The sequence below is a fragment of the Bartonella sp. LJL80 genome, from assembly GCF_054871565.1.
In genome coordinates, this window is the sequence record NZ_JBTXLM010000004.1 from 58493 (window position 1) to 84288 (window position 25796).

Sequence of the window (25796 nt, forward strand, 5' to 3'; positions counted from 1 at the left end):
AAAATCTCTGAGTCATTTCAAAGGGATGAAAAGAATTTTGCTTTACGAATCAGCGTGTTGCGCTGAACGGGACTTGTCATGAATGAGCGACTCTGATTCACTATGGTTAACGCTAGTCCATTGATTCGCAACGAAGATTTGGAATTCAATCTACCTATGGTAACGATTGTTTCGGTGGGGACTATATGTGGTATTCTAGAGGGAGCTTTTCGTAATGGCGAAAAAGCATGTCGCTGTACTTATGGGAGGTTTTTCGTCTGAGCGTCCCGTAAGTTTGTCTTCCGGGGCGGCTTGCGCAGCTGCACTTGAGGGCGAGGGGTATCGTGTCACCAAGATTGATGTTGGTCGGGATGTTGCGGCTGTTCTTGCTCATGTCGCACCCGACGTAGCGTTTAATGCTTTGCATGGGCCATTTGGTGAGGATGGTCGTGTGCAGGGTGTGCTCGAATTTCTTCAAATTCCCTATACACATTCTGGTGTTATGGCTTCCGCTTTGGCGATGGATAAGGGGCGTGCCAAGATTGTTGTAGAGGCAAATGGTGTTTCTGTTGCTCCCTCGCGTGTGATGAGCCGATTTGATATTGGATCTATTCATCCGATAGGGCCGCCCTATGTGATTAAGCCGGTGCGTGAAGGTTCAAGTTTTGGTGTCGTTATCGTCAAGGTAGGGCAGCCGGCTCCGCCGCAAGAGATCGCTGGTGCTGATTGGATGTATGGTGATGACGTTATTGTCGAGAAATACATTGCGGGTCGTGAGCTGACGTGTGCGGTTGTCGGTGACATGGTGATGGATGTTTGTGAGATTGTTCCCGAGGGCGGTTTTCAGTTTTATGATTTTGATTCAAAATATAAGCCGGGTGGTTCTATTCATGTTTGTCCTGCAGTGCTTTCACCAAATATTTACCAAAATGTGCAAAGGATGTCTTTAGCGGCTCATCAGGCAATCGGTTGTCGAGGTGTTAGTCGTTCGGATTTTCGTTTTGATGAGGAGACCGGTGAGTTGGTCTGGTTGGAGATTAATACACAGCCGGGTATGACGCCGACATCGCTGGTTCCTGATATTGCGAAACAGGCTGGTCATACGTTTGGTGACTTGGTTCGTTGGATGGTGGAGGACGCGTCGTGTATGCGTTGAGCAGTCAGAGAGAAGGTGGTGTTATGGCATCGTTGGTGTCTGTTTTGCCTCGTCTTTATCGACGGTTCCGTCGAGCTGTTTTTCACTTTGTTTTAGCGGATGTGCATATTCCTCGCCATTTGGGTTCTTTGGCTGTTGTGTTGTTTTTGGGGTCGTCTGTCGCTTATGGGGTGTCGGCTGGTGGTCATACGGATGATGTTGTTAAAGCGACGACATCGACGTTTGGTTTCGCTGTTGAGGATGTTGAGATCGCTGGTAATGACCGTATGTCGGAATTGGATGTTCTTTCTGCGTTGGGTTTGGATGGTGAGACATCTATGATCGGCTTTGATGCAAATGCTGCGCGATCGGTTTTGGCAGAGTTGCCTTGGGTTCAGTCTGTTGATGTTCAGAAGGTTTATCCTGATCGTGTGCGTGTGTCGTTGGTCGAGCGCCAGCCGTATGCTGTTTGGCAGCATGGTGACCAGATGGATATTGTGGATCGTGACGGTCGTGTGATTGTGCCTTTTCGGCCGGGTTTGGTTGGTGATCTGCCGTTGGTTGTTGGTCTGGGTGCTGAAGTAAAGGCATCTGGGTTTGTGCAGGATGTGTCTGCTTTCCCGCAAATTAAAGATCATGTTCGTGCTTATGTCCGTGTGGGTGATCGTCGTTGGGATATTTTGTTGGATAATGGTGTTCGTATCAAGCTTCCAGAAGTGGATGCGATGAAGCGTCTTGCTGATGCGGTGAAGGCGGAAAGTGCACAAGGGCTTTTTTCGCGTGATGTTTTGAGTGTTGATTTGCGTTTGCCGGATCGTATGACGGTCGCTTTGTCAGATGAGGCGTTGGAGCGTCGTAATAAAGTTGTAAAAGAAGAAGAGCGTCGGTTGAAGGCTCAGAAGGCAGGTCGCGCATGAATTTGCTTGGTTCCGGTCATGGTGGTTCTCGCAAAACGCGTTTGTTGACTGTTCTTGATATGGGGTCAAGTAAGGTCGTTTGTGTCATTGCGCGGTTGCGTCCGCTTGATCATATGCAGTATCTGCATGGGCGTACCCATCATATGGAGATACTTGGTTTTGGTGTTCAGCGGTCGCGCGGTATAAAATCCGGTGTCGTTATGGATATGGCGGCGGCTGAGCAGTCGGTAAGGCTCGCGGTTGATGCAGCAGAAAAGATGGCCGGGCTGGTTGTAGATTCTTTGATCGTAAATTTTTCTTCCGCTCGTTTAAAGAGTACTCTGGTTCATGGTGCATTAGGGGTTGCTGGGCGGGAAGTTTCTGCGCGAGACGTTCGTCATGTTTTGGCTGATGCGTCTCGTCAAGCATTTGGGATGGATCGACATATCGTGCATTCCGTGCCGCTTTCTTATGCGCTTGACGGCGAAAAGGGTATTGCTGACCCTATCGGTATGACAGGTGAGCATCTGGGTGTTGATGTGCATGTGATGACTGCTGAAAATGTCCCCTTGCGTAATCTCGAGGCATGTATCAATCGTGCCCATTTGAGTGTCGAGGCGATGGTTGCGACACCTTTTGCAAGCGGATTGTCGGTGCTTGTGGAAGATGAGGCCCGGTTGGGTGCGGCATGTATAGATATTGGTGGTGGAACGACAACCTTTTCAGTGTTTTCCGAAGGGCGTTTTGTTCATGCAGATTCGATTGCTGTCGGCGGTAACCATGTTACGCTTGATATTGCTCGAGGCTTCTCCATGCCTTTGGAAGCTGCAGAACGTCTTAAGGTTATGCATGGTTCGGCCCTGTCGGGCGGTGTTGATGATCGTCACATGATCAATGTTTCGCCCATTGCCGGTGAACAACAGGAAACGCAGTATCCGCGCGCTGTTTTGACCCGGATTATCCGTGCTCGTGTCGAGGAAACTCTTGAAATGGTTCGGGATCGTTTGAATCGTTCGGGTTTTGGTCATGTGGTTGGTAAGCGCGTGGTTCTGACTGGTGGTGGGTGTCAGTTGACCGGTTTGCCGGAAACAGCACGTAAGATATTAGGGCGAAATGTCCGTATCGGACGGCCTCTTGGCGTGTCGGGCTTGCCGACATTGGCCAAAGGGGCAGCTTTTTCAGCGGTTGTTGGATTGTTGATCTATCCACAGTCCGCTGGTTTTGAAGAAAAGACAGTTCAGGCGTCCAGTCAGTTAAAGACGGGTACGGGTGGGCGTTTTCAGCGTGTCGGCCAATGGCTGCGCGAGAGTTTTTGAGTGGGGCGTATTCAGTATAAACAATTTCCGCCGCTTTGGGCTTTGCGGTGTTCTATGAGAAGGATGAAACAATGACAATTAATCTGCACCGGCCGGATATCACCGAATTGAAGCCGCGCATCACCGTTTTTGGTGTTGGCGGCGGTGGCGGTAATGCCGTAAATAACATGATCAATGCCGGCCTACAGGGTGTTGATTTCGTCGTAGCGAATACCGACGCACAGGCATTGACGATGTCAAAGGCTGATCGTGTTATTCAGCTTGGCGCAGCGGTAACTGAAGGACTAGGTGCAGGTGCATTGCCGGAAGTAGGGCAGGCAGCTGCGGAAGAGTGTCTCGATGAGATTATTGATCACTTGGGTAATTCCCATATGGTGTTTATCACCTGTGGTATGGGTGGTGGTACGGGTACCGGTGCCGCACCGGTTGTGGCGCGTGCTGCACGTGAAAAAGGCATTCTTACCGTTGGAGTGGTCACCAAGCCGTTTCATTTCGAGGGTGCCCGTCGTATGAAAACAGCAGAATCCGGTATAGAGGAACTGCAGAAATGCGTTGATACTCTTATCGTCATCCCGAACCAAAATCTTTTCCGTATCGCCAACGAAAAGACTACGTTTGCTGATGCATTCATGATGGCAGATCAGGTTTTGTATTCCGGTGTCGCTTCTATTACGGATCTTATGATCAAAGAAGGCTTGATCAACCTTGATTTCGCCGATGTGCGCTCGGTTATGCATGAAATGGGTCGTGCGATGATGGGTACTGGTGAGGCTTCCGGTGAAGGTCGTGCGCTTGCGGCTGCAGAAGCTGCGATTGCCAATCCTCTTTTGGACGAGACGTCCATGCGTGGTGCGCGTGGCCTACTTATCTCCATTACTGGCGGACGGGATCTTACTCTGTTCGAAGTGGACGAAGCTGCAAACCGTATTCGTGAAGAAGTTGATTCAGATGCCAATGTTATCTTTGGTGCAATTGATGATGAATCACTCGAAGGCGTTATCCGTGTTTCCGTCGTTGCCACAGGTATTGATCGTGTGGGCGTTGATGGCATTCAGGCAGGCGATTTTGCTGGGCAGCGTATGAGCGCGCCGGTGCGTAAGCCAGATGTTTCCCCCGCCGCCGCAGCTCCTGCAGCGCCAAAGGCACAGGCTGTAGAGCCACGCCCAGAGGCGATGGTCGAGGTTATGGAAGCGCTTGAAGTTGAAATGAACCAGCCGGTTGAAGAGCCTTTCCGTCCACAAAGTCAGATATTCAAGACACCTTCGGCATCTGCTCCGGTCGCGCCGCAGCGGAGTAATCCGCAGGTTCAGGCTCATGCTGGTGTGCATGCGCAAACATCACATGCTCCAAGAATGCAAAGCCGTGCAGTGCCGCAGCAGCAGATGTCACCTTCCGTTAGCATGGAGGCAACAGCGCGCGTGCTTGACGAAATGACGGAAATTCCTGCGATGCGTGAGAGACAGGCTGCTCCACAGCAGCGTCCGGCGCCAGCGCGGATGCCTGAGCTAAGCGATTTTCCGGCAGTCGGACGGGAACAGGTGAATGGTTCGGCTGCACGTCAAACGACACAGCAAGGGCCGCGCAGTCTTTGGCAGAAACTGACTCAAAGTTTGATGCATCGCGATGAAGCTGAACCAGCAGCCCGTTTGGAACCTGCTGCAAAGCCAATGCAACGTCAGCCGGTTATGCCAGCTGCAGATGGCCGTCGTCCGATCTCTGCGGACGCAGCTGTTTATGCGCCACGTCGTGCTGCAGAGCCGCAAATGCGTCCCCAGCCACAGCAGCGTGCCGCTGCCAGCGAAGAAGAACAGTTGGAAATTCCAGCATTTCTGCGTCGTCAGGCAAACTGAGTTCAACGGCGATAATTCGCTATTCTGCGATAATAAAAGCAGGCGTCAATTATTTGAAAGCCTGTATACTAAAAAGCCCAATACCTTCTCAACTGACCGCTGTCTTAGGGCAGCGGTTTTTTTATGTTTTAGAATAACATCAACTTAACAAAAGGCTTAGCTAGCTGTGTAAGCTGTAGAAGAAATATGTTGGTTTGTTTCGCCGATCTCTCTGTCAATTCATGCTATAATTTGTTTTGCGGAATGATAAGGTTGTCGGGCTAAGCGGATTTCTATATTTTCTTTTATCGCTAATCCGTTTCGCTTTGGATGTAGTATTGCAACATTGAGTATAAAGGGTGTTTGAACGTGACTGGTTCTATAATGGCTTATAATCTATTGCCAACACGACAATCAACGCTAGCGAAACCAGTCACATTGCAGGGGCATGGTGTGCATAGCGGTACACCATCTTGCGTTACAATCAAGCCCGCTGAACCGGATACCGGTATCGTTTTTTTGCGCCCATCTCACTCCGGCGAAACCAAACAATTCAAAGCAATTTCTGCCGAAACAGGTGCTACAGAACTTTCAACAGTACTTGGGCATGGGGAAACGCGCGTCGAAACGATTGAGCACCTTATGGCTGCTATCGCTGCATTTAATCTCGATAATCTCTATATCGAAGTGACTGCTAATGAGATGCCAATTCTGGATGGTGGCTCGTGGTCATATTGCGAGGCATTCACGCAGGCAGGCACCGTTCAACAAGACGTTAAACGCCATTATCTGGTTGTGAAAAAAACTATCAGGGTCGAATCACCAACCGGTTTTGCTGAATTTGTAGCCTTCGATGGGAGACGGTTTGATGTAAAAATCGCATTCGCATCACAAGCTATTGGTGAGAGCCGCATAATATTTGATTTGGCAGCAAGGCAATTTCAAGAGGAGATTTCGCGGGCGCGGACTTTTGGTTTTCTCCAAGATGTACAGACATTATGGGCTGCCGGTATGGCGCTTGGATCATCACTTGAGAATTCGCTTGTTATCGGTATGGACGAGAAAATCGTTAATCCCGAGGGTAACAACTACGAAAATGAATTTGTACGTCACAAATTGCTCGATGCAATAGGGGATACGGCATTGCTTGGTATGCCCTTCATAGGTTTGTTCCGCTCTTTTCGAGGGGGGCATGCCCTAAATGCACAATTAGTAAAGGCATTGCTCGAAGATGATGAAGCATATGAAAAGTTAACATTTTCCGTTGGTTAGTGTGTAATCCGTGCTTTTTTACTAATTTTGCCACAATTGAGCCTTCAAGGAATGATTGACCGGAACGGTAAAAATCGGCTAATTCAATGTTAAAGTTATAGGTTGATAGTTGCCGATCGGGACAGCTTGTGGTTTATGCACAAGTAGTGATGTGTGCCTGTTGACAGTATGGCATGGTGTTTGATGGAAGAATGGCAGTGCCGAAAGGCCGGAGAAAGCATGACGAAGTCTATTTCGTATAATAAAAACGCGGAAAATGCGAAATCCGATATTGCACGTAAAGTGTTGGTTGGACTGATGCTTGGCAGTGTATGCCTTACGGCCGGTTGTTCCAAAAAAGATCAGGATATAGATCTGACAGCCTATGTCGAAACGATCGATCCGCCCGATGTTCTCTATAACCAAGCTTTGGCCAATCTTGATGCTGGCCGTTTAGGCGAAGCGTCAAAGAAGTTTTCCGCTATTGATCGGCAGCATCCTTATACCGAATGGGCCCGTAAATCGCTGGTTATGGGTGCTTTTACCAATTACCGTCAGGGCAATTACGATGAAGCTGTCAATATGGCTAAACGCTATATTGCTCTTTATCCTACATCAGATGAAGCCGCGTACGCGTATTATATTATCGGATTGGCCTATTTCCGTCAGATACCCGATATCACACGTGATCAGAAAGATACAAAACGCGCTATCGCTGCTATGCAGGAAGTTGTCGATCGGTATCCACAATCAGAATATGTCGATGATGCGAAGGCCAAAATCCGCTTTGGTCGTGAGCAGTTGGCGGGTAAAGAAATGCAAATTGGCCGCTATTATCAGGAGCGCAAGCAGTATCTTGCAGCTATCAAGCGCTATCGTACGGTTGTTGAAGAATACTCAAACACCAACCAGATTGAAGAAGCGCTCTATCGTTTGACCGAGGCAAATTATGCGATGGGCCTCACGAGCGAGGCGCAGACAGCGGCTGCGGTTCTTGGACAGAACTACCCAGAAAGCAAGTGGTATAAGAGCGCATTTGAGCTTCTACAGAAGGGCGGCGTATCGCCACAGGAAAATAAAGGGTCGTGGATTTCGCGTGCATTTGGCGGCGGAAAGAAAGCGTCCTGATCCATTATGCTCATACAGCTTTCGATCCGCGACATCGTTCTGATCGAAAGGCTCGATATCAGCTTTGAAGCGGGCCTGTCGGTACTGACGGGTGAAACCGGTGCTGGTAAATCTATCTTGCTTGATTCGCTTTCGCTCGCCATAGGCGGGCGGGGTGATGCTACGCTTGTTCGCCACGGTGCGGATAGTGGTCAGGTTTCTGCTGTTTTTGATGTGGGCAGTGATCATCCTGCGCGTTTGCTCATGCGTGATAATGGTCTTGATGATGACGGTGATATTATATTGCGCCGTATACAGTCAGCGGATGGGCGCAGTCGGGTTTTTATCAACGATCAGGCTGCCAGTGTTGCGCTCATGCGCGATGTCGGGCGTAAACTAGTTGAAATTCATGGGCAGCATGACGATCGCGCTTTGGTTGATATCGACGCGCATCGCAATTTGCTTGATGCGTTTGGTGCTCTGAACGATGAAACAGAGCGATTGAAGGAGCGTTACCGCGTCTGGCGGGAGCTTGAAACGACGCTGAAAAAGCATCGAGCCAAGGTAGAGCAGGCCGCCCGTGAAGCCGATTTTCTGCGTTCCGCTGTTGATGAACTTGATACACTTGACCCGCAACCAGGCGAGGAAGAGGAGCTGGCTTTCCGTCGCTCCGACATGATGAAATCTGAGAAGGTTGCGACAGATATCAATGAAGCGGGAGATATGTTAAACGGTTCAGAATCGCCGGTACCTGTTCTTGCGAATCTGGTGCGTCGACTAGAACGTAAAATCCCCGAAGCTGAAGAACTTATTGCGCCAATTGTAAAATCCCTGGATGAAGCACTGCATTCACTGGGCTTTGCTCAGGATAGTATTGAAGCCGCCATGCGGGCATTGGATTTTGATCCACGCGAACTGGAACGGGTTGAAGAGCGTCTCTTTGCTTTGCGCGGAGCAGCACGTAAATACAATGTGCTTGTTGATGGCCTGCCTGAACTTCGTGACCGGATGGATGCTGATCTTGCTGACCTTGATGCAGGTGAAGCAACGTTAAAGCAACTTGAGGGTGAAGTGCAGTTAGCGCTTGCTGGCTACGATGCAGCCGCCGCAACCTTGTCGGCAAGACGTCATAGCTGCGCCAAGGATTTATCTTCTGCTGTAATGGCAGAATTGCCTGCGCTTAAGCTCGAAAGAGCCGAATTCATTGTCGAAATGACCAGCGATCCTAACCTGCGTGGCGCAGAAGGTATAGATCGTGTTGAATATTGGGTGCGAACAAATCCTGGCACTCGCCCAGGGCCGATGATGAAAGTTGCCTCAGGCGGCGAATTATCGCGTTTTCTATTGGCTTTGAAAGTTGCTCTTGCAGATCGGGGTTCAGCACCAACCCTCGTTTTTGACGAAATAGACACCGGTGTTGGCGGGGCTGTGGCTGATGCTATTGGTCAGCGCCTTTCGAGACTTGCAAAAACAGTCCAGGTTCTATCGGTAACCCATGCGCCACAAGTGGCAGCGCGGGCTGATGCACACTTTTTAATTTCCAAAACCGAAAGGAACGACAAAAATCGTTTAGCCACGAGTGTGCACAAGATGGATATGCAAGAGCGTGCGGAAGAAATTGCTCGGATGCTTGCTGGAGAGCAAATTACGGAAGAAGCACGCGCCGCTGCCCACAAATTGCTCGGCATGTCATAAATCCAAAATTTTCGGAACAACTCAAGGTTTGGAGCTTTTGGTTTTTGTGCCTATGCACAATCGATCCACCGTTGGCGTATTGTGCTTTCAAGCAGAAAACGTCATGTTGATGCTGCGTCGAATGATTCCGGAAGCCAATAATGCAAGATATCCCCGTCGATGAAATGAGCGAACCGCAAGCGGTTGAAGAATTGAAAAGGCTGGCGGAGGAGATTGCCCGTCATGACGTTCTCTATAATACTGAAGACCAACCAGAAATTTCCGATGCAGACTACGATGCTTTAAGGCGGCGAAATAACGAAATTGAATTACGTTTTCCGCAGCTTGTCAGGGACGATTCCCCCTCTAAAAAGGTCGGTGCGAGCGTATCGGAGAAGTTTGAAAAGGTTCGGCATGTTATCCCGATGCTTTCGCTTGATAATGCATTCACTGATGATGACGTGCGCGATTTTGTGGATAGGATAAGACGCTTTCTACGTTTAAACGCGGATGACCCGTTAGACATAACAGCGGAACCGAAGATTGATGGTTTATCACTGTCATTGCGTTATGAAAAAGGCAAGCTTGTCACCGCGGCAACGCGGGGTGACGGGACTATCGGAGAAAACGTGACAGCTAACGCACAGACTGTTGAAGATATACCCCATATTCTACCTGAAGCTGTTCCGGACATTTTGGAAGTCCGCGGTGAAGTCTATATGGGGCATGATGATTTTCAAGCTTTAAATAGACGTCAGCAAGACGAAGGAAAAACAATCTTTGCCAATCCGCGCAATGCTGCCGCAGGATCACTTCGTCAGCTGGATTCCAATGTTACTGCAGGCCGCAAACTTAAGTTTTTTGCTTATGCGTGGGGTGAAATCAGCGATTTTCCTACAAATACCCAATTGGGTATGATCCATAAATTCGCCGAATACGGCTTTAAAGTTAATCCTCTGACGAAATTGTATGATACTGCGGAAGGACTCATTGGGCATTATCATGCAATAGAAGAGCAGCGCGCCGATTTAGGCTATGACATAGACGGTGTCGTTTATAAAGTTAATGACCTGTCCTTACAAAACCGCCTCGGGTTTGTTTCACGTTCGCCCCGTTGGGCTATCGCCCATAAATTCCCCGCTGAAAAAGCCATGACTATCATTCGAGAGATAGACATACAGGTAGGTCGTACGGGCGCGTTAACGCCGGTAGCCCGGTTGGAACCCATCACGGTTGGCGGCGTCGTTGTGACCAATGCGACACTTCACAATGAGGACTATATAAAGGGCGTCGGCAACAAGGGCGAAGTAATCCGTGAAGGTAGGGATATTCGTGTTGGTGATACGGCAATTGTGCAACGCGCGGGTGATGTCATTCCGCAAATTGTTGATATTGTAGAGGATCGCAGGCCTAACGATGCAAAGCCGTTTGTCTTCCCCAATATTTGTCCGGCTTGCGGCAGTCACGCAGTGCGTGAGGAGGGCGAAGCCGTACGCCGATGCACCGGCGGGCTCATCTGTCCTGCACAGGCTGTCGAACGCATTAGACATTTTGTATCGCGAAATGCTTTTGATATTGAGGGATTGGGCGAAAAACAGGTCGAGTTTTTCTTTCACGCTGAAAGCGGAGATCTTGCAATAAAGTCTCCTGCAGATATTTTTACGCTGCAATCAAGACAGGAAAAAGCGCTTGTTCGGCTTGAGAATATAGAAGGTTTTGGCACAACTTCGGTGCGAAAGCTCTATGATTCTATTAATGCACGGCGTGAAATTACATTAAGCCGGTTTTTATATGCACTAGGCATACGCCATGTAGGCGAGGTTAATGCGCGCAGAATTGCTCGTGCCTATCAGACATATGAAACATTTGCACAAATTGCGCTTGATGCGGTCGCTCCGAAAGACAAAAGCGATAAAGGCAATGAAGCTTGGAATGAATTGACAAATATAGAGGGAATCGGTGGTATTGTCGCAGAGGCAATTATCGATTTCTATGGCGAAGAACATAATCGGCAGGTTTTGAAAGCTTTACTAGAGCAAGTGAAACCTCTGGCGGAAGAGTTACCAGTAACGTCAGGGTCACCCGTAGTCGGTAAGACCATTGTGTTTACGGGAGCTCTCGAACGCATGTCGAGGGATGAAGCGAAAGCAATGGCCGAACGTTTAGGTGCTAAAACAGCAGGTTCAGTTTCGAAAAAAACCGATCTGGTAGTTGCAGGGCCAGGTGCGGGTTCCAAGCTGGCTAAAGCCAAGGAATTGGGGATTGAGACCATGGGTGAAGATGATTGGTTCGTTTTGATAGGGCAAGATCATGCGTAAGGCGGCTCCCCCTGAAATCCAGCCAGAACTGGTTCCTCCCTCCCAACCTCGTTATGCAGTGGGCATTATTATTGCGGTTATTGCGACAATTATTTTTGCAGGCCAGGATGCGATAACAAAAACACTTGTAGCAAACTATCCGGCTACGTTCATCGTGATGGTTCGTTATTGGGTATTTTTCTTGGCCGGCGTCTATATGGTTCGTTCCGCGGATGGGGGGATACGTCAAAACATCCAGAGCAAGCGGCCTATTATCCAGTGTCTACGCGGTGTTCTTCTACTTTCCGAGCTTATTATAGTGGCGATGGCTTTTAGAACGTTGGGCTTGGCGGAAGTCACATCGATATTTCAATCATACCCGCTTTTCGGTACAATCTTTGCTGTGCTATTGCTTAACGAGCAGGTCGGCTGGCGACGTGTCAGCGCGCTTGTCGTCGGGTTTCTTGGTATTCTCATCATGTTGCGACCAGGAGCAGGCGTCCTATCAATGGGAGCTGTTTGGTCGATTTTGGCTGCTGTTCTTTTTGCGCTTTATATGGCGTTGACGCGTCTGGTCGGCAATGTCGATAAACCGCAAACATCGTTTTTTTACGTAGGATTGGTCGGAATAGTGATTATGACGGCTGGTTTGCCATTCTTTTGGGTGACAATGGACAGCCATCACATTGTGCTTTTGGCTCTGTTATGTGCGACTTCTGTTGCAGGGCATTTCTTGATGATAAAAGCACTTTCAATAGCGCCTTTAACAATCATCCAGCCGTTTAATTATCTTCAGCTTGTATGGTCAGTTTGTATAGGATACGTTGTATTTAGCGATATTCCTGATATCTTGACGCTCGTAGGAGCCACTCTGGTCGTTGGCAGCGGTCTATTTGTTTTCTATCGCGAACAGATACGCTCTGCGCGCATTAAAGTGCGGGGCTGAGCCGCTTATCAACATAATGAAAGCGGGTTTTTTCCTCTTTAACCCAGCCATGACAAAGTGATGATTATCACAGCTGCTTGGTTGCTTGCTCCAGCCATGCACGGTCCGCGTCATCAAGGTGACAAGAATGCCTATCGAAAACTTCTGCATGATAGCGGTTAAGCCAATTTCTTTCTTCAATCGTCAATATTTCGACGTCGATCAGCGAGCGGTCAATTGGGCAGTAGGTCAGCGTCTCGAAACCCAGCATCGGGTGGTCACCATTGGCAATATTCTCGGCCGGTTCAACTGCAAGCAAATTCTCGATACGAATGCCAAAGGCGCCTTCTCGATAATATCCCGGTTCATTAGATATAATCATACCGGGCAGCAATTCCTGAACACCTCGTTTTGACAGGTTTTGAGGGCCTTCATGCACTGACAGATAAGCGCCAACTCCATGACCGGTGCCATGTGCATAATCCAAGCCAGCCTTCCAAAGGTCAATCCGCGCGAGAACGTCAATATCTTGACCGCGTGTGCCAGCAGGAAAACGTGCCGCTGACATCGCAATCATGCCTTTTAATACAAGAGTAAAACAGCGTTTTTCTTCAGCGCTTGTTTTTCCTATAGCAACGGTACGCGTAACGTCGGTTGTCCCGTCACGATATTGCGCGCCGGAGTCTACCAGGTACAGTTCACCATCATTCAATTGTCGATCAGTTGCCTTGGTTACACGGTAGTGAATAATCGCGCCATCCGGACCGGCACCTGAAATCGTATCAAATGAAAGATCTTCCAATTTGGATCCAAATTCAATTGCTGTCGAAGCGCGCAATTCTTCTAATTGTTGGGCTGCTGAAATCTCACTGACGTTGCCTGGAGTTTGTCTACTCAACCAAGCGAAAAAGCGGCATAGTGCAACACCGTCGCGCGCATGTGCCCGTCTTGCCCCCTCTAGTTCAGCAGCATTTTTAACGGCACGCGGCAAACGCGCAGGATCAGGTTTTTCTACGACTTTGCCACCAGCTGTGATGATTTCGTGGCGCAAGATGTCGGCAACGAGTTGCGGATCAAGCGCAAATGACTTGTTGGCGTTCGCTTCTTTTCTAATCTCGGGAAGCAAGGCTGCTGGTGGATGCTGATCACACAATTGTTCGAGGTATTTCTTCTCGACATGACCGAGTTTGCGTTCGTCAATAAACAGGGATGGACGTTCTTCAGCGCGAATGATCGCAAACGATAAAGCAAACGGGGTGTTCGAAACATCCTTGCCGCGTATATTAAAAGTCCAGGCAATGGAAGAAGGATCGGTTAACACTGTTAGATTGCAAGCGGTCTTCTGTAACTCATCCTGCATTTTTCTAATCTTATCCTCAGCAGATACACCAGCATATTCAATAGGCTGTATTGTAACTTCGGATAAAGGCGGTTCTGGCTGATCTGTCCAAACCATGTCCACCAGATTTTCTGAAAGTGCGACAAGTTCCCCCTTGGCTTGTTCTTCAACGCTACTCCGTAGAGCTTCAACGCCGGCCATGGTGTGCAACCATGGATCAAAACCAATGCGAAGGCCTGCCGCGTGCTGTGCGAGCCACTTGGAGGGAGGGCATGAAACAAGGTCTTCGTAATTAAATATAGAGCTATCAGTTTGCTGGCGAACTTGCAGCGTATAGCGTCCATCCACAAAGATAATCGCACTATTTTTTAAAATGAGCGCGACGCCTGCCGATCCGGTGAAGCCCGTCAACCATTTCAAGCGCTGTGCATGTGGTGGGACATATTCGCCTTGATGTTCGTCTGCTCGAGGAACAATGAAGCCGTCAATGTTCAATATCTCCATTCTTTCGCGTAGATCCTTAACGCGCTGCTTGGCCATTTCCGGTTCAGCTGAAACATCGAATGATTGGAACATGAAAGATCCCTATAATTTTTATTTAAGATGTATTGTAACCCAGCCCTCACGATGGAGCGTGTCAATATGGTTCAAACCCTGATCGGTATAGGCTTTAAGTACGCGATCATGTTGTTCTTCCAGGATACCAGACAAGATAACAGATCCACCCGCTTTTAATGAAGCGACAAGCTCCGGTGCCAATTCGATCAATGGGTTGGCCAAGATATTAGCAACAATAAGATCGAATGGCGCGCGTGAAGCGATAGCTGCGTGGGAAAAGCCTGTTGCTGTCAAGGCGGTCACCACGTTCGATACACCGTTAAGCACAAAGTTTTGTGCGGCAACATCAACAGCAATCGGATCGATATCTGTTGCAAGAACCGGAATAGGTTGCAGCATGGCTACGCCTATGGCCAGAACACCGCTTCCAGTACCGAGGTCGAGGGCATTTTGCGGCTTTTCATCCCGCATAACGCGCGTGATCATGTCCAGACAACCAGCCGTGGTGCCATGGTGACCGGTTCCGAACGCTTGTCCCGCATCTATCTCTATAGCGAGATCACCCTCTTTGATCTTCTCGCGATCATGACTCCCGTGAACAAAAAAACGTCCCGCACGTACCGGCTTAAGCCCCGCCAGACTATGGCTTACCCAATCTATATCGGGTAGTATCTCAACATCAATCGCCGATATCGCAATAGAAAGAAGATGAGCAAGTCGTTCTTTGACATCATCTCGCTCTGCTTCTTCTGCGTAAAGAGAAACTTCGCTGATTTCTTTTGCTTCATCAATTTCTGTTATTGCTACCGGATAGGCTTCATCTTCAAACGCAGCATCCATCATTTGATAAAGCTTCTCAGCCTCAGTCTTGGAGGTTTTGTAGTATAGACGGATTTGTCCCAAAGCGAAATTTCCTTAAATTTACTGCGCAGCCAACTTTTTCAAACGCTCAACAGCAATATTGTCTTTTAGCGCATTCGTGCTTTCTTCTACATTATAGGGAATGATACCGGCTAGTCTTCCGCCTTTTTTTAACAGGATAATAGCGGCAGTGTGGTCATAGGTATAGTCACCGTTTTCACCGGGAACTTTCTCCGCGGCGATATTGAATGATGAAACCAGTGCGTGAACTTTTGCAGGATCGCCACTGATGCCGGTTATCTTATCGGTGAAATTGGCGAGATAATCATGCAATATTTGCGGTGTATCGCGTTCAGGATCAACCGTTACAAACCAAATACCCAGTTTGTCTGCATCAGGCCCGAGTTCTTTCAACCACCGATCCAAATCCATTAGAGTTGTCGGACAAATATCCGGACACATCGTATATCCAAAGAAAATCGCTGACGGCTTCGCGCGGATGTCTGCTTGTGTAACAGTCTTGCCATTTGAATCTGTGAGAGAAAAATTCTCTCCTAATGGTGGATTCATAACCGCATCATATCCAAATACAGCGGCAATGAAAATTGCTGTCAAAATGACAATACGAACAACGCTCTTCATTAGGGAAAATCCTTAATCATTTTCTCGCATACAACCATGAGAAGCAGCTTTTGCATATCCAGCTTGCGACGCCGTGGACTATATCGGGCAGGTTGATATTCTGCAATGGTAAGCTGCGGGTAAAATGGTCGCAGATCGCGGGAAAACACAGAGCGGGATCGATTGCCGCGTGGCACATTGCACTTTATAAAGATTGAGCTTTTGAGTGATAATAAATAGGGGCTCCCATGAGTAGTCAAAACGATCAGCGTTTTCACGATAGTGAACCGCGTATCAGCAACACAGCCCGCCTGCATGGATGCAAACTTGGTCGATATACAGAGATCGGTGAGCGTGTGCTTTTACGTGATGTTACAGTTGGAGATTTCAGCTACTTTGAACGGAATGGAGAGGCTATTTATGCAGATGTTGGGCGCTTTTGTTCCATTGCATCAAATGTTCGGCTCAATGCCCTGGAACACCCGATGGAGAGGGTTTCTATGCATAAAATGACCTATAGACCCAACGAGTATTTTCGCTTTATGACGTTGGATAGTGGTTTTCGCGAACGACGCCACGAAAAGCGTGTTACCATTGGAAATGACGTTTGGATAGGCCACGGTGCCGTTGTCATGCCTGGTATCACGATTGGCCATGGAGCAGTCATTGGTGCCAATGCTGTGGTTACGAAAGACGTCATCCCCTATGAGGTTGTCGGCGGCGTGCCAGCCCGTCGGTTACGTATGCGCTTTCAGGAAGAGGTTATTCAAGCACTCCTTGATATGGCTTGGTGGAATTGGACGCTAAACGTCATTTATGAAGCCGTGCCCGATATGCAAAATTTGAGCATCGAAGAGTTTATAGAAAAATGGAAGTAGGCTTATTGTTCAAAGCCACGTGATACACGGTGACGTTATTTCTTGTTTCCCTTTTTCAGGAGCATCCTATTGTTTCAATCTGTTGCAGGGAAGGATTTGGAAATGTCTGCAAAACGCGTTGCTGAAATTGTGGTTGATACGCTTGAGAATGCCGGCGTTAAACATTGTTATGGCATTGTAGGGGACACTCTTAATCACGTTACCGATGCGATTTTTCGATCCAAAATAGCCTGGGTACATATGCGTCATGAAGAAGCGGGTGCTTTCGCAGCCGGTGCAGAAGCTTATATGACCGGGGAATTGACTGCATGTGCCGGTTCATGCGGTCCGGGCAGTCTTCATCTTATCAATGGTATATTTGAGTCCAATCGCAATCGTTCTCCAGTCATATTGATTGCCAGTCAGCTCTCTACCCATACATTGGGTACAGATTATCCGCAGGAAGTCGATTTCAGGGCGATCTATTCGCATTGTTCGGTATTTTGTGAACAGGTTCTAAATCCTGAGGACGCCCAACGTGTAGTTGCTCTGGCCTGCCAAACAGCCATAGCGAAGAAAGGCGTTGCGGTCGTCATCCTCCCCACTGACATTTCCGCGCAGATGGTCAAACATATTACAAATTACGGCGTTCATCGTCCACAACCCGTTCTGCGTCCATCAGCTGAAGAATTAGCGCAGATAGCTGCTTTGCTGCATAAGGGTAAGAAGATTGCAATCTATGTGGGGTCGGGCGTAAAAGGCGCTCATGATGAGGTCATAGCGCTAGCGAAAACTTTGAAAGCTCCTATTGGCCATGCATCACGCGCTAAGGATTTTATCGAATATGATAATCCCTATGATATGGGGATGACTGGAATGCTTGGTTCTAAATCCGGTTTTGAAATGTTCGAGCGTTGCGACACACTATTGCTCTTGGGGACTGACTTTGCCTTTACGCAATTCTATCCTGATAAAGCGACGATTATACAGGTCGATTCTGATCAGAGTCATCTGGGCCGTAGGCATCCGGTGCATTTAGGTGTCGTTGGTGATGTAAAAGATACTGTTTCTGCATTGTTAGAAACGGTGGAGGAGAAGCACGACACGGCATTTCTTGATATGTGCCTCAAAGTCCGCAAAGAGGCTCAGGAAATTGAAACGAAAGAAACGGCATCGTCTAAAACCATTATTCACCCACAACATCTTGTTTCGCTCATAAGTGGATATGCTGATGACGACGCATTTGCAGTTGCAGATAGCGGGTCGCCGATGGTGTGGGTGATGCGACACTTCAAAACCAATGGCAAAAGACGTACTTTAGCAAGCTTGGTCCATGGCACGATGGCTAATGCGTTGCCTCAAGCTATTGGCTTGAAGAAAGCTTTTAAAGACCGGCAGGTTATTTCATTTTCAGGTGATGGCGGTCTCGCAATGCTTTTGGGCGAACTCTTGACTGTGATACAAGAAAAGCTAGACGTAAAAATTGTTGTCTTTAATAACGCTTCATTGAATTTCGTAGAGTTGGAACAGAAGGTTGAAGGATTGGTCGACCATTATACCGATCTGCTTAACCCCGATTTTTCCAAGCTCGCAGAAGTCGTTGGACTTAAAGGATATAAGGTTGAGAAAACGGAAGACCTTGAAAATACAGTAAAGCAATTCTTATCCAATCCGGGACCGGCTCTTCTTGACGTCAAAACAAGTGGCTACGAGCTGGTCATGCCACCGAAAGTGACAGCTGGAGAGGTTTCCAGTATGGCGCTTTATGGCACAAAAGCAATTCTTCAAGGCCGCGTCAAAGATGTGAAAAATCTTCTGGTCGATAACTTCATAAAATGAAATGATGCGGCGGTAATATTAACATTGCTGCCGCATCTTTAAGCCTTCTGAACAAAGCTGTCTAATACCCGTTTTTCACCGGCACGATCGAATGCGATCGTAAGCTTGTTGCCCTCAATGGACGATACATTTCCATTGCCAAACTTCATATGAAAAACGCGGTCACCAATTGCAAACGAAGAAGGCGAATCTGAAACCGATTTTGCTACGAGCTCACCTTCGATGGTTTTTGACTTGGAAGAGCGACCGGCGCCAAAGCCTGAATCGACTTCACCATAGCCGATCCGCTCGACATTTGCACCAGAACGCGAACCCCAATTATTGCGGGTAGCTTCGTTCGCGTTTTTTTTCGCACGCTGCCAACCGGGCGTCGCATAGGTGTTTTGAAATGGTTCCTGTCGGTCGAAGCGCGATTGGCCATAGCCACCGTAAGAGGTTTCAACTTCAGCAACTTCGACATGATCCTCTGGCAATTCATCCAAAAAACGTGATGGAATGGTGGATTGCCATAGACCGTGAATTCGCCGGTTTGAAACAAACCAGATATGTAAATTCTTTTTGGCGCGCGTTAGTCCCACATAGGCCAGTCGACGCTCTTCCTCCAAGCCAGAGCGTCCACCTTCATCGAGCGAACGCTGATGCGGAAATAAACCTTCTTCCCAGCCTGGTAAGAACACTGTATCAAACTCCAAGCCTTTAGCCGAATGAAGAGTCATGATGTTGACCGCATCCAGATCTTCGTTTTTTTCTGCATCCATGACAAGTGACACATGCTCTAAGAAACTCCGCAAGCTCTCAAAGTCTTCCATGGAACGAATAAGCTCTTTCAGGTTCTCAAGTCGTCCTGGTGCTTCTGCAGAACGGTCGGCCTGCCACATGCCTGTATAACCTGAATCATCAAGAATGGTCTCTGCAAGCTCAGTATGTGGCGTGTTGTCGAGCATGTTTTGCCAGCGACGGAAATTCTCAACGACCTGCTTTAGAGCACTGCGCGGCTTAGGCTTAAGTTCATCCGTCTCAACCATTTCCGACGCCGCTGCAAACATAGGTATGCCGCGTGCGCGCGCTGCATCATGTATCTGCCGGATAGCAGCCTCACCCAATCCGCGTTTTGGTGTATTGACAATGCGCTCAAACGCCAAATCATCTGCCGGTTGTGCAACGACACGAAAATAGGCCATCGCATCGCGTATTTCTAACCGCTCATAGAAACGGGGACCACCGATGACGCGGTAATTCAAGCCAAGCGTGACAAACCGGTCTTCAAATTCTCGCATCTGGAATGAAGCGCGGACAAGAATGGCCATGTCGTTTAAAGCATGACCAGTGCGCTGTGCTTGTTCAATCTCTTCGCCGATAGCACGTGCTTCTTCTTCAGAATCCCATGCTGCATGGACTTTTACTTTTGGTTCATCGAGGTCATTGCGATCGGTGAACAGAGTTTTACCAAGTCGACCTTCATTGTGGGAAATGAGATGAGATGCGGCACCGAGTATATGGGAAGTCGAACGATAGTTGCGCTCCAAACGGATAACCGTTGCACCGGGAAAATCTTTTTCAAAACGCAGTATATTATCAACTTCCGCACCGCGCCAACCGTAGATTGACTGGTCATCATCGCCAACACAACAAAGGTTGACAGCTTGCCCTGCTGGGCGTTGCGCCAACAGACGCAGCCATAAATATTGTGCTGTATTTGTATCCTGATATTCGTCGACCAAAATATAGCGGAATTTTGCGTGATATTCCCGCAAGACATCAGGGTTCTGCTGGAAAATGCGTATGGGATGCAACAACAAGTCACCGAAATCACATGCGTTTAATGTTCTTAGTCGGTCTTGATATGCACGATATAGCTCGCGTCCCTTGCCATTACCAAACGACCGCGCATCTCCTTCAGGAATATGCTCTGGTGAAAGGCCGCGATTTTTCCAACCGTCAATCATATTTGAGAATGTACGGGCTGGCCATCTTTTGTCATCCAGCCCTTCAGCTTGGATTAACTGTTTTAAGAGCCGAATGACATCATCAGTATCAAGGATAGTAAAATTGCTATTCAGCCCTGCAAGTTCAGCATGGCGACGTAAAAGTTTTACCCCGATTGAATGGAAAGTTCCAAGCCAAGGCATGCCTTCAATCGCACCGCCGACAAGATCACCGATGCGGTGCTTCATTTCACGCGCCGCTTTATTGGTGAATGTAACGGCAAGTATCTGGCTGGGATAAGCCAGACCCAATTGCAATATATGCGCGATGCGCGTGGTCAAAACGCGGGTTTTTCCTGTACCTGCTCCAGCAAGAACAAGTACCGGCCCTTCGGTTGTCACAACTGCCAAACGCTGTTCAGGATTGAGTTTATCAAGATATTCCGGCTCTTTTTGTGCGGCCTTCCGCGCAGCCATGGCACGCGCCGCCAGACCACTTGGCTGGGTGCGAGGAGCAGGGGCTTCATCATCGAAAAAAGGTATATCGTCGGGAAAATCGGTCATCGTTCCCTGATTTAATGTTTTTTAAGCCATTCTGCTAGAGAGCAGCCAGCACTTTTGCATGAAAATCACAGCAGTTTTATTATTTAGAGCGGCTGACCTCATATTCGTGGACACGCCGATCCGTAAAATTCAGCCTGTTTTCGGCAATTTGCGTGACAATGTCTTTAATTTCGGGCTCTCGCTTAACTATTTTGGCCAAGTCGGTTAATTCGTTCATGGCAATCAGTTTCATGATGTCATCCCGCACCGAGCCGTCTGGTCTGCGCGGTAGTTGCGTTACAGTTTGTAACAACTCAACCTTTTGGCCTTTAAGTAAAGTGCGTATCTGCTTTTCGTCGAGATTTGTTGTTTCAATGAAAGCATAAAGACCAACACCTTTTGCAGGTAGGGAATAAGTCGCCAAAGCAACATCATAAATTCGTTCGTCGCTTTTTAGCAAAGCACGAATTGTCGGCCCTTGCTCTTGGATACGATCACCCGTTCCTTCACCATCGGACCAGTTGAACACACCCTTGGTCCAAAAATTATAAACCCGTTTGCCGGTAGCAAGCCAAAGGCGCGAAGGCCAAGACCGATTTTTTAAGATACGTTTTTCTGTAGGGGTTAAAAGATGGCGGGCAAAACTCTTTTTTTGCTTTATAAGATGTCTGAAATCCTCATAGGCAAAATAACGGTATAAAGCTCCGCGGCGTCTATGCGCACTGGCAAGCTGAAAATCGATGATCGATGCTTCGCCTTCAGGTGTCATGAGCCAGTTTTGCGGTTTTGCCAAATCGTTATGCGTGATACCAAGGCGGCGCATATTCCTGAGAATTTTGTGACCGCTAAGATAAAATTCTGGCGTATTGGGACGCGCAAGATGCAATGGTGTTCCATCGCTCCAAGAGCGATATAGCCCATCCTTATCCACTGATATCAATTGAGGAACGCCTGTTATTCCGCGTACTTTTTTCAGCGCTCGTATTTCACGTTTAGCTAAAATCCATGCGAGAGGACGTGACCACCAAGGGGACGCTGTGACAATCCGACGTATAATCCGCTTCTCAGGGCGGTCACTGAAATAACCGGCACGTGTTTCTGAGAAAACATCACGCTTCAAAACAGCTGAAACCACAAAGTCCGGTAAGGTTTGCGGATCGGTTAAGGGCTGCGTTTCGCTTTGATGATCTTCAAAATGTTCCATGAAGCTGAGTTAGACGCTCATTGATATTCAATCAAGTGTGTTTACGCTTAAAAATACGCCTTCAAAGCGAAAATATATAAAAGCATGTTGCAATGTCCTGTTGATCCGAGCCGTCAACATCATCCTTGTGCTGAAATATGACAATAGAAGTGTCAAATTAAGATCGGATATGCGCTAAATGCAATGCAGCAATACGTAGTGCTGCCGATAGATTTACACCTTCAGGCCGAGCTTTGTCGACAAGCCTAACAAAGGCAGAAAAAGCAAGCTTTTGTCGTCGAGATTCGTCATTCAATATCGAAAGGTAGCAATCCTCCAGAGCAATGCTTGTTGGATGTCCATCAATGCGAACTGAAATTTTTTTGATAAATGCCTGAGACCAATCAATTTCATTGATCATCGTTTAGCGTTCCATCTTGCGATGTGGATGGTTGCAACTTTTGGTTTTCTGCAGAACGCTCTAAACGCAGTTTTATGCGCTGGTCATAGATTTTTTCTACTTTGGTACGACCGTAAATCACACGGTTTTGCTCAGCGGTCTTGCTTTCATCTTTACGCTTTTGTTTCTTGCGATATTGGCGAAGATTGACGAGCTCAGCCATTTCAATACCTATTTATTCTTACGAAAAGCATCCAGTGAAACGACGTCTGCGGACGGTTTATCATCCTTTTCTGATATGACCTCAAGCTCGCTCTCTTCAATTTTGTCGATGTCTTTAACTTTTTTTGCCGCAGGTTTTTTATCTTTTTTGCTCGGTAAAACTGTTAGTTCTGCACTACCGTCATGATGGCTGTCATTGTCACTGACTGGCAGATCCGATGGTAAGTCGAATGCTGCTTCGAATGCTGCTGTTGGATCGTAAAAGACCTGCACAGCGGAAAAAGGAATAACGAGCTTTTCAGGAATGTCACCGAATGAAAGGCTTACTTCAAAACCGGTGTCGGAAACGGTTAGGTCGCGAAATTGATGTTGCAGAACAATTGTCATTTGCTCAGGATAACGCTCTTTGAGCCGTGCGGATACTTTCACGCCCGGTCCGTCGGTTAGAAATGTAATGAAGAAGTGATGATCGCCAGGCAGGCCAGCTTTCGCGACTTCTGAAAGAACCTTACGAATGACACCGCGCAGTGCGTCTTGTACAAGAATGTCATAACGGATCTGATCCTGAACCATTGGAATCCTGTTCCTTTTACCGGCTTTACCCAAAGGGTTTTGTTAAAATGCAATGGAGCAATGACATGTTGCTAGCAAGATTTTTTTGATCATGCACCCATTTATTGCCCGGTTATAGTTATTTTACATAGAAAAACATGAAGCGGAAACAAAAAGTGAAGGCTTCTGTTGCCAGGTGCCTCCGAACCCCGCTTAAACCTGCGACGGCTTAAGACTTAATTTGAAGCGTTCGCGCCGCAATTAAGCAGCGAGACGAGCTTCCGCATAGTTGTCATTTGCAACTACTAATTTAGCCCGATAACGGTGGTACAATGCCGAGTAAAAGATCAATCTTTACGCCCTTGTCGATCCTGTTTCGCCCCCGTCATAAACCAAACCCAACGGTTTAGCTTATGGTGGAGGCGCCGGGTACCGCCCCCGGGTCCAATGGGTTTATTACACTGTCCATTTATCACCATAGCTGGCAAGCCAGCAAAATCTATATAGGGAAAAGGAACACAAGAAGGAAGGGGTTGCCTATATTTTTCTTGCGCTATCTAGTTAGCTACAAGTTTAATACCATTGATCGAATATCTTAGCTGCAGGAGGCAATTGATTATGAATGAGTATCTGGCTGATATAAAAAAATATGACGCCAATCCAGATGAAGCAGCCGTTGAACGCTTGGTACAGCGTCTTGCTCTCGTGATGCGCGACAGGGACGCTTCGATGGTTGCGACTTCCGACATGGAAGAATTGAAGCGTGTGGAAAAGAATTGGGCACAGGATAAACTCGGTTTTGACGAAGTTCAAAGCAAGTCTGCCGTTAAAACCGTGGCTGATCTTCTCAAAGGCGATAGAACCAAGAACCGCGTCACATTCTATTACCTAGTCGCTAAGGAACTCGACGCAATTGACAAGATTTGAAGTTGTAAATGCGTTCGATAAAAAGCCCCGATGAACGGGGCTTTTTCTTTAAATCAATGATGATTGCTTCTAGGCGGCATCAATCGTTGGCTTTGGGTGTCTCTCTTTTCCACCGAGCGTTTTATGTAGCTGATCGGTATCGAGCTCTTTTTCCCACCTTGCTACCACAACGCAAGCAACTGCATTGCCTACAAGGTTCGTCAGTGCTCGACACTCCGACATGAAACGGTCGATACCTAGAATAATTGCCATACCGGCGACTGGAATTGCCGGCACGGCACCTAACGTAGCCGCAAGCGTTATAAATCCGGCACCGGTAATACCTGCTGCGCCTTTCGAGGATATCATCGCCACAACCAGTATGAGCAGTTGATGTTCAAGGCTGAGGTGAATGTCCAGCGCTTGCGCAATGAAGAGCGTTGCCAATGTCATATAGATATTGGTACCATCAAGGTTGAATGAGTAACCGGTCGGTATGACCAATCCAACAACCGATTTTTTTGCGCCAGCGCGTTCCATTTTCTCCATCAAGGAAGGCAGAGCCGCTTCAGATGAAGATGTACCCAAAACAAGGAGTAGCTCATCTTTGATGTAACGAATGAGCGAAAAAATTGAAAAGCCATTGTAACGACATACAGCACCAAGAACGATTACGACAAAGAGGATCGACGTGACGTAGAAGGTCGCTATAAGGAAAAACAGATTGGCTACTGAGCCAATTCCGTATTTGCCGATTGTGAAAGCCATAGCGCCGAACGCACCGATTGGAGCAGCTTTCATCAAAATGGAAACCAATTTGAATATTGGTGCAGTAAGGTAATGAACGAAATCCAATATTGGCTTGCCACGTTCACCAACAGACCCGAGTGCGATTCCAAAAAGCACAGAGAAAAATAGAACCTGTAAGATATCGCCTTCTGCAAAGGCGGAAACAACTGTGGTCGGTATGATATTCATCAAGAACTTCACGACTGAGGCGTCGTGAGCCTTTTCGGCGTAATCCTTGACGGCATTGGCGTCGAGCGATGCTGGGTCAATATGCATGCCAGCACCTGGCTGTACGACATTTCCGATGATCAGTCCGATAATCAGGGCAAGTGTCGAGAATGTCAGAAAATAAATCATCGCTTTACCAGCGACGCGGCCTACTTTGCGCAAGTCGCTCATTCCTGCAATGCCGCTGACGATCGTTAGGAAAATAACAGGTGCGATGATCATCTTTACTAATTTGATGAAAGCATCACCAAGTGGTTTCAACGCTACGCCGATATCTGGCCAAAAATGTCCGAGCAATATACCGCAGACGATTGCAAAAAGAACTTGTACGTAAAGGTGTTTGTAAAACACGCGATGCGGACGCGGTGTCGTCATGTGTTCAATTTTATAAGCCATAGAGACCTCCCTCTAATAGACCCTTTTACCCGAATGTACAGGGTCATTACGGCTCCTCAGCCGTATTCGAGTTTAGCCTTGCAATTACTATGCCAGTTTTCTGCTGACGTGCATCGAAAGTCACCAATTTGTATAAAAGCGCGGCAGGACTAGGCGGGAACATATGAA

Annotated in this window: 21 protein-coding genes and 1 other RNA gene; 12 read left to right on the plus strand and 10 right to left on the minus strand. The window is 47.8% G+C overall.

Annotated features, from left to right (window positions below):
• The first annotated feature begins 214 nt into the window (after positions 1 to 214).
• From ACYSNS_RS07120 to ACYSNS_RS07160, 9 genes are all read left to right on the plus strand, one after another.
• On the plus strand, positions 215 to 1135 hold the full coding sequence (locus ACYSNS_RS07120; protein WP_461722465.1) for a D-alanine--D-alanine ligase: 921 nt from the start codon (positions 215 to 217) through the stop codon (positions 1133 to 1135).
• Complete coding sequence (locus ACYSNS_RS07125; protein ID WP_461722466.1) at positions 1123 to 2031, plus strand: cell division protein FtsQ/DivIB; 909 nt, start codon at positions 1123 to 1125, stop codon at positions 2029 to 2031. The genes ACYSNS_RS07120 and ACYSNS_RS07125 overlap by 13 nt, the downstream gene beginning before the upstream one ends.
• Positions 2028 to 3326, plus strand: a complete 1299-nt coding sequence (gene ftsA / locus ACYSNS_RS07130; RefSeq protein ID WP_461722467.1) for a cell division protein FtsA — start codon at positions 2028 to 2030, stop codon at positions 3324 to 3326. Before ACYSNS_RS07125 ends, ftsA begins: the two co-directional genes overlap by 4 nt.
• Positions 3327 to 3397: 71 nt before the next feature.
• Positions 3398 to 5176 (plus strand): cell division protein FtsZ, encoded by a 1779-nt coding sequence (ftsZ, locus tag ACYSNS_RS07135; RefSeq protein ID WP_461722468.1) that lies wholly within the window; start codon positions 3398 to 3400, stop codon positions 5174 to 5176.
• A gap of 363 nt (positions 5177 to 5539) precedes the next feature.
• The gene (lpxC, locus tag ACYSNS_RS07140) at positions 5540 to 6427 is read left to right on the plus strand and encodes a UDP-3-O-acyl-N-acetylglucosamine deacetylase (protein WP_461722469.1); all 888 of its coding nucleotides are present in this window, start codon (positions 5540 to 5542) and stop codon (positions 6425 to 6427) included.
• Positions 6428 to 6646: 219 nt separating this feature from the next.
• Positions 6647 to 7534, plus strand: a complete 888-nt coding sequence (locus tag ACYSNS_RS07145) for an outer membrane protein assembly factor BamD (protein WP_461722470.1) — start codon at positions 6647 to 6649, stop codon at positions 7532 to 7534.
• Positions 7535 to 7540: 6 nt separating this feature from the next.
• Positions 7541 to 9208 (plus strand): DNA repair protein RecN, encoded by a 1668-nt coding sequence (recN, locus tag ACYSNS_RS07150; RefSeq protein WP_461722471.1) that lies wholly within the window; start codon positions 7541 to 7543, stop codon positions 9206 to 9208.
• Positions 9209 to 9348: 140 nt separating this feature from the next.
• Complete coding sequence (gene ligA / locus ACYSNS_RS07155; protein ID WP_461722472.1) at positions 9349 to 11505, plus strand: NAD-dependent DNA ligase LigA; 2157 nt, start codon at positions 9349 to 9351, stop codon at positions 11503 to 11505.
• Positions 11498 to 12430 carry a DMT family transporter gene (locus tag ACYSNS_RS07160; protein WP_461722473.1) on the plus strand — a complete coding sequence of 311 codons (933 nt, stop codon included), beginning with the start codon at positions 11498 to 11500 and terminating at the stop codon, positions 12428 to 12430. Before ligA ends, ACYSNS_RS07160 begins: the two co-directional genes overlap by 8 nt.
• A 67-nt stretch (positions 12431 to 12497) precedes the next feature.
• Here the strand turns inward: ACYSNS_RS07160 and ACYSNS_RS07165 are convergent, their stop codons facing one another.
• The 3 genes from ACYSNS_RS07165 to ACYSNS_RS07175 are packed head-to-tail and all read right to left on the minus strand — an operon-like array spanning position 12498 to position 15809.
• On the minus strand, positions 12498 to 14324 hold the full coding sequence (locus tag ACYSNS_RS07165; protein ID WP_461722474.1) for an aminopeptidase P family protein: 1827 nt from the start codon (positions 14322 to 14324) through the stop codon (positions 12498 to 12500).
• Positions 14325 to 14342: 18 nt separating this feature from the next.
• Positions 14343 to 15209 (minus strand): 50S ribosomal protein L11 methyltransferase, encoded by an 867-nt coding sequence (locus ACYSNS_RS07170; protein WP_461722475.1) that lies wholly within the window; start codon positions 15207 to 15209, stop codon positions 14343 to 14345.
• 18 nt (positions 15210 to 15227) lie between these two features.
• On the minus strand, positions 15228 to 15809 hold the full coding sequence (locus ACYSNS_RS07175; RefSeq protein ID WP_461722476.1) for an SCO family protein: 582 nt from the start codon (positions 15807 to 15809) through the stop codon (positions 15228 to 15230).
• 227 nt (positions 15810 to 16036) lie between these two features.
• Between ACYSNS_RS07175 and ACYSNS_RS07180 the strand changes: the two genes are divergently transcribed.
• Both ACYSNS_RS07180 and ACYSNS_RS07185 read left to right on the plus strand, forming a co-directional pair.
• A complete protein-coding gene (locus ACYSNS_RS07180) occupies positions 16037 to 16666 on the plus strand; it encodes a DapH/DapD/GlmU-related protein (RefSeq protein WP_461722477.1) in 630 nt (209 codons plus the stop codon).
• Between the two features lie 102 nt (positions 16667 to 16768).
• Positions 16769 to 18484: a thiamine pyrophosphate-dependent enzyme gene (locus ACYSNS_RS07185; RefSeq protein WP_461722478.1), complete on the plus strand. Its 1716-nt coding sequence runs from the start codon at positions 16769 to 16771 to the stop codon at positions 18482 to 18484.
• Between the two features lie 38 nt (positions 18485 to 18522).
• Here ACYSNS_RS07185 and ACYSNS_RS07190 read toward each other — a convergent pair whose 3' ends face one another.
• From ACYSNS_RS07190 to ssrA, 6 genes are all read right to left on the minus strand, one after another.
• A complete protein-coding gene (locus ACYSNS_RS07190; protein ID WP_461722479.1) occupies positions 18523 to 20973 on the minus strand; it encodes an ATP-dependent helicase in 2451 nt (816 codons plus the stop codon).
• A 79-nt stretch (positions 20974 to 21052) separates the two neighbouring features.
• Complete coding sequence (locus ACYSNS_RS07195; RefSeq protein WP_461722480.1) at positions 21053 to 22156, minus strand: serine/threonine protein kinase; 1104 nt, start codon at positions 22154 to 22156, stop codon at positions 21053 to 21055.
• Positions 22157 to 22313: 157 nt separating this feature from the next.
• Positions 22314 to 22556, minus strand: a complete 243-nt coding sequence (locus ACYSNS_RS07200; protein WP_461722481.1) for a ribbon-helix-helix domain-containing protein — start codon at positions 22554 to 22556, stop codon at positions 22314 to 22316.
• The gene (locus ACYSNS_RS07205) at positions 22546 to 22758 is read right to left on the minus strand and encodes a DUF4169 family protein (RefSeq protein ID WP_461722482.1); all 213 of its coding nucleotides are present in this window, start codon (positions 22756 to 22758) and stop codon (positions 22546 to 22548) included. Before ACYSNS_RS07205 ends, ACYSNS_RS07200 begins: the two co-directional genes overlap by 11 nt.
• 8 nt (positions 22759 to 22766) lie before the next feature.
• Positions 22767 to 23330 carry an SspB family protein gene (locus ACYSNS_RS07210; protein WP_461722483.1) on the minus strand — a complete coding sequence of 188 codons (564 nt, stop codon included), beginning with the start codon at positions 23328 to 23330 and terminating at the stop codon, positions 22767 to 22769.
• Between the two features lie 154 nt (positions 23331 to 23484).
• Positions 23485 to 23842, minus strand: a transfer-messenger RNA (tmRNA) gene (ssrA, locus tag ACYSNS_RS07215).
• A gap of 85 nt (positions 23843 to 23927) precedes the next feature.
• Here ssrA and ACYSNS_RS07220 point away from each other — a divergent pair.
• Positions 23928 to 24236 carry a DUF2853 family protein gene (locus ACYSNS_RS07220; protein ID WP_461722484.1) on the plus strand — a complete coding sequence of 103 codons (309 nt, stop codon included), beginning with the start codon at positions 23928 to 23930 and terminating at the stop codon, positions 24234 to 24236.
• A 69-nt stretch (positions 24237 to 24305) separates the two neighbouring features.
• Here ACYSNS_RS07220 and ACYSNS_RS07225 read toward each other — a convergent pair whose 3' ends face one another.
• Positions 24306 to 25628, minus strand: coding sequence for a dicarboxylate/amino acid:cation symporter (locus ACYSNS_RS07225; RefSeq protein ID WP_461722485.1), 1323 nt, complete (start codon positions 25626 to 25628; stop codon positions 24306 to 24308).
• Between the last annotated feature and the right edge of the window lie 168 nt (positions 25629 to 25796).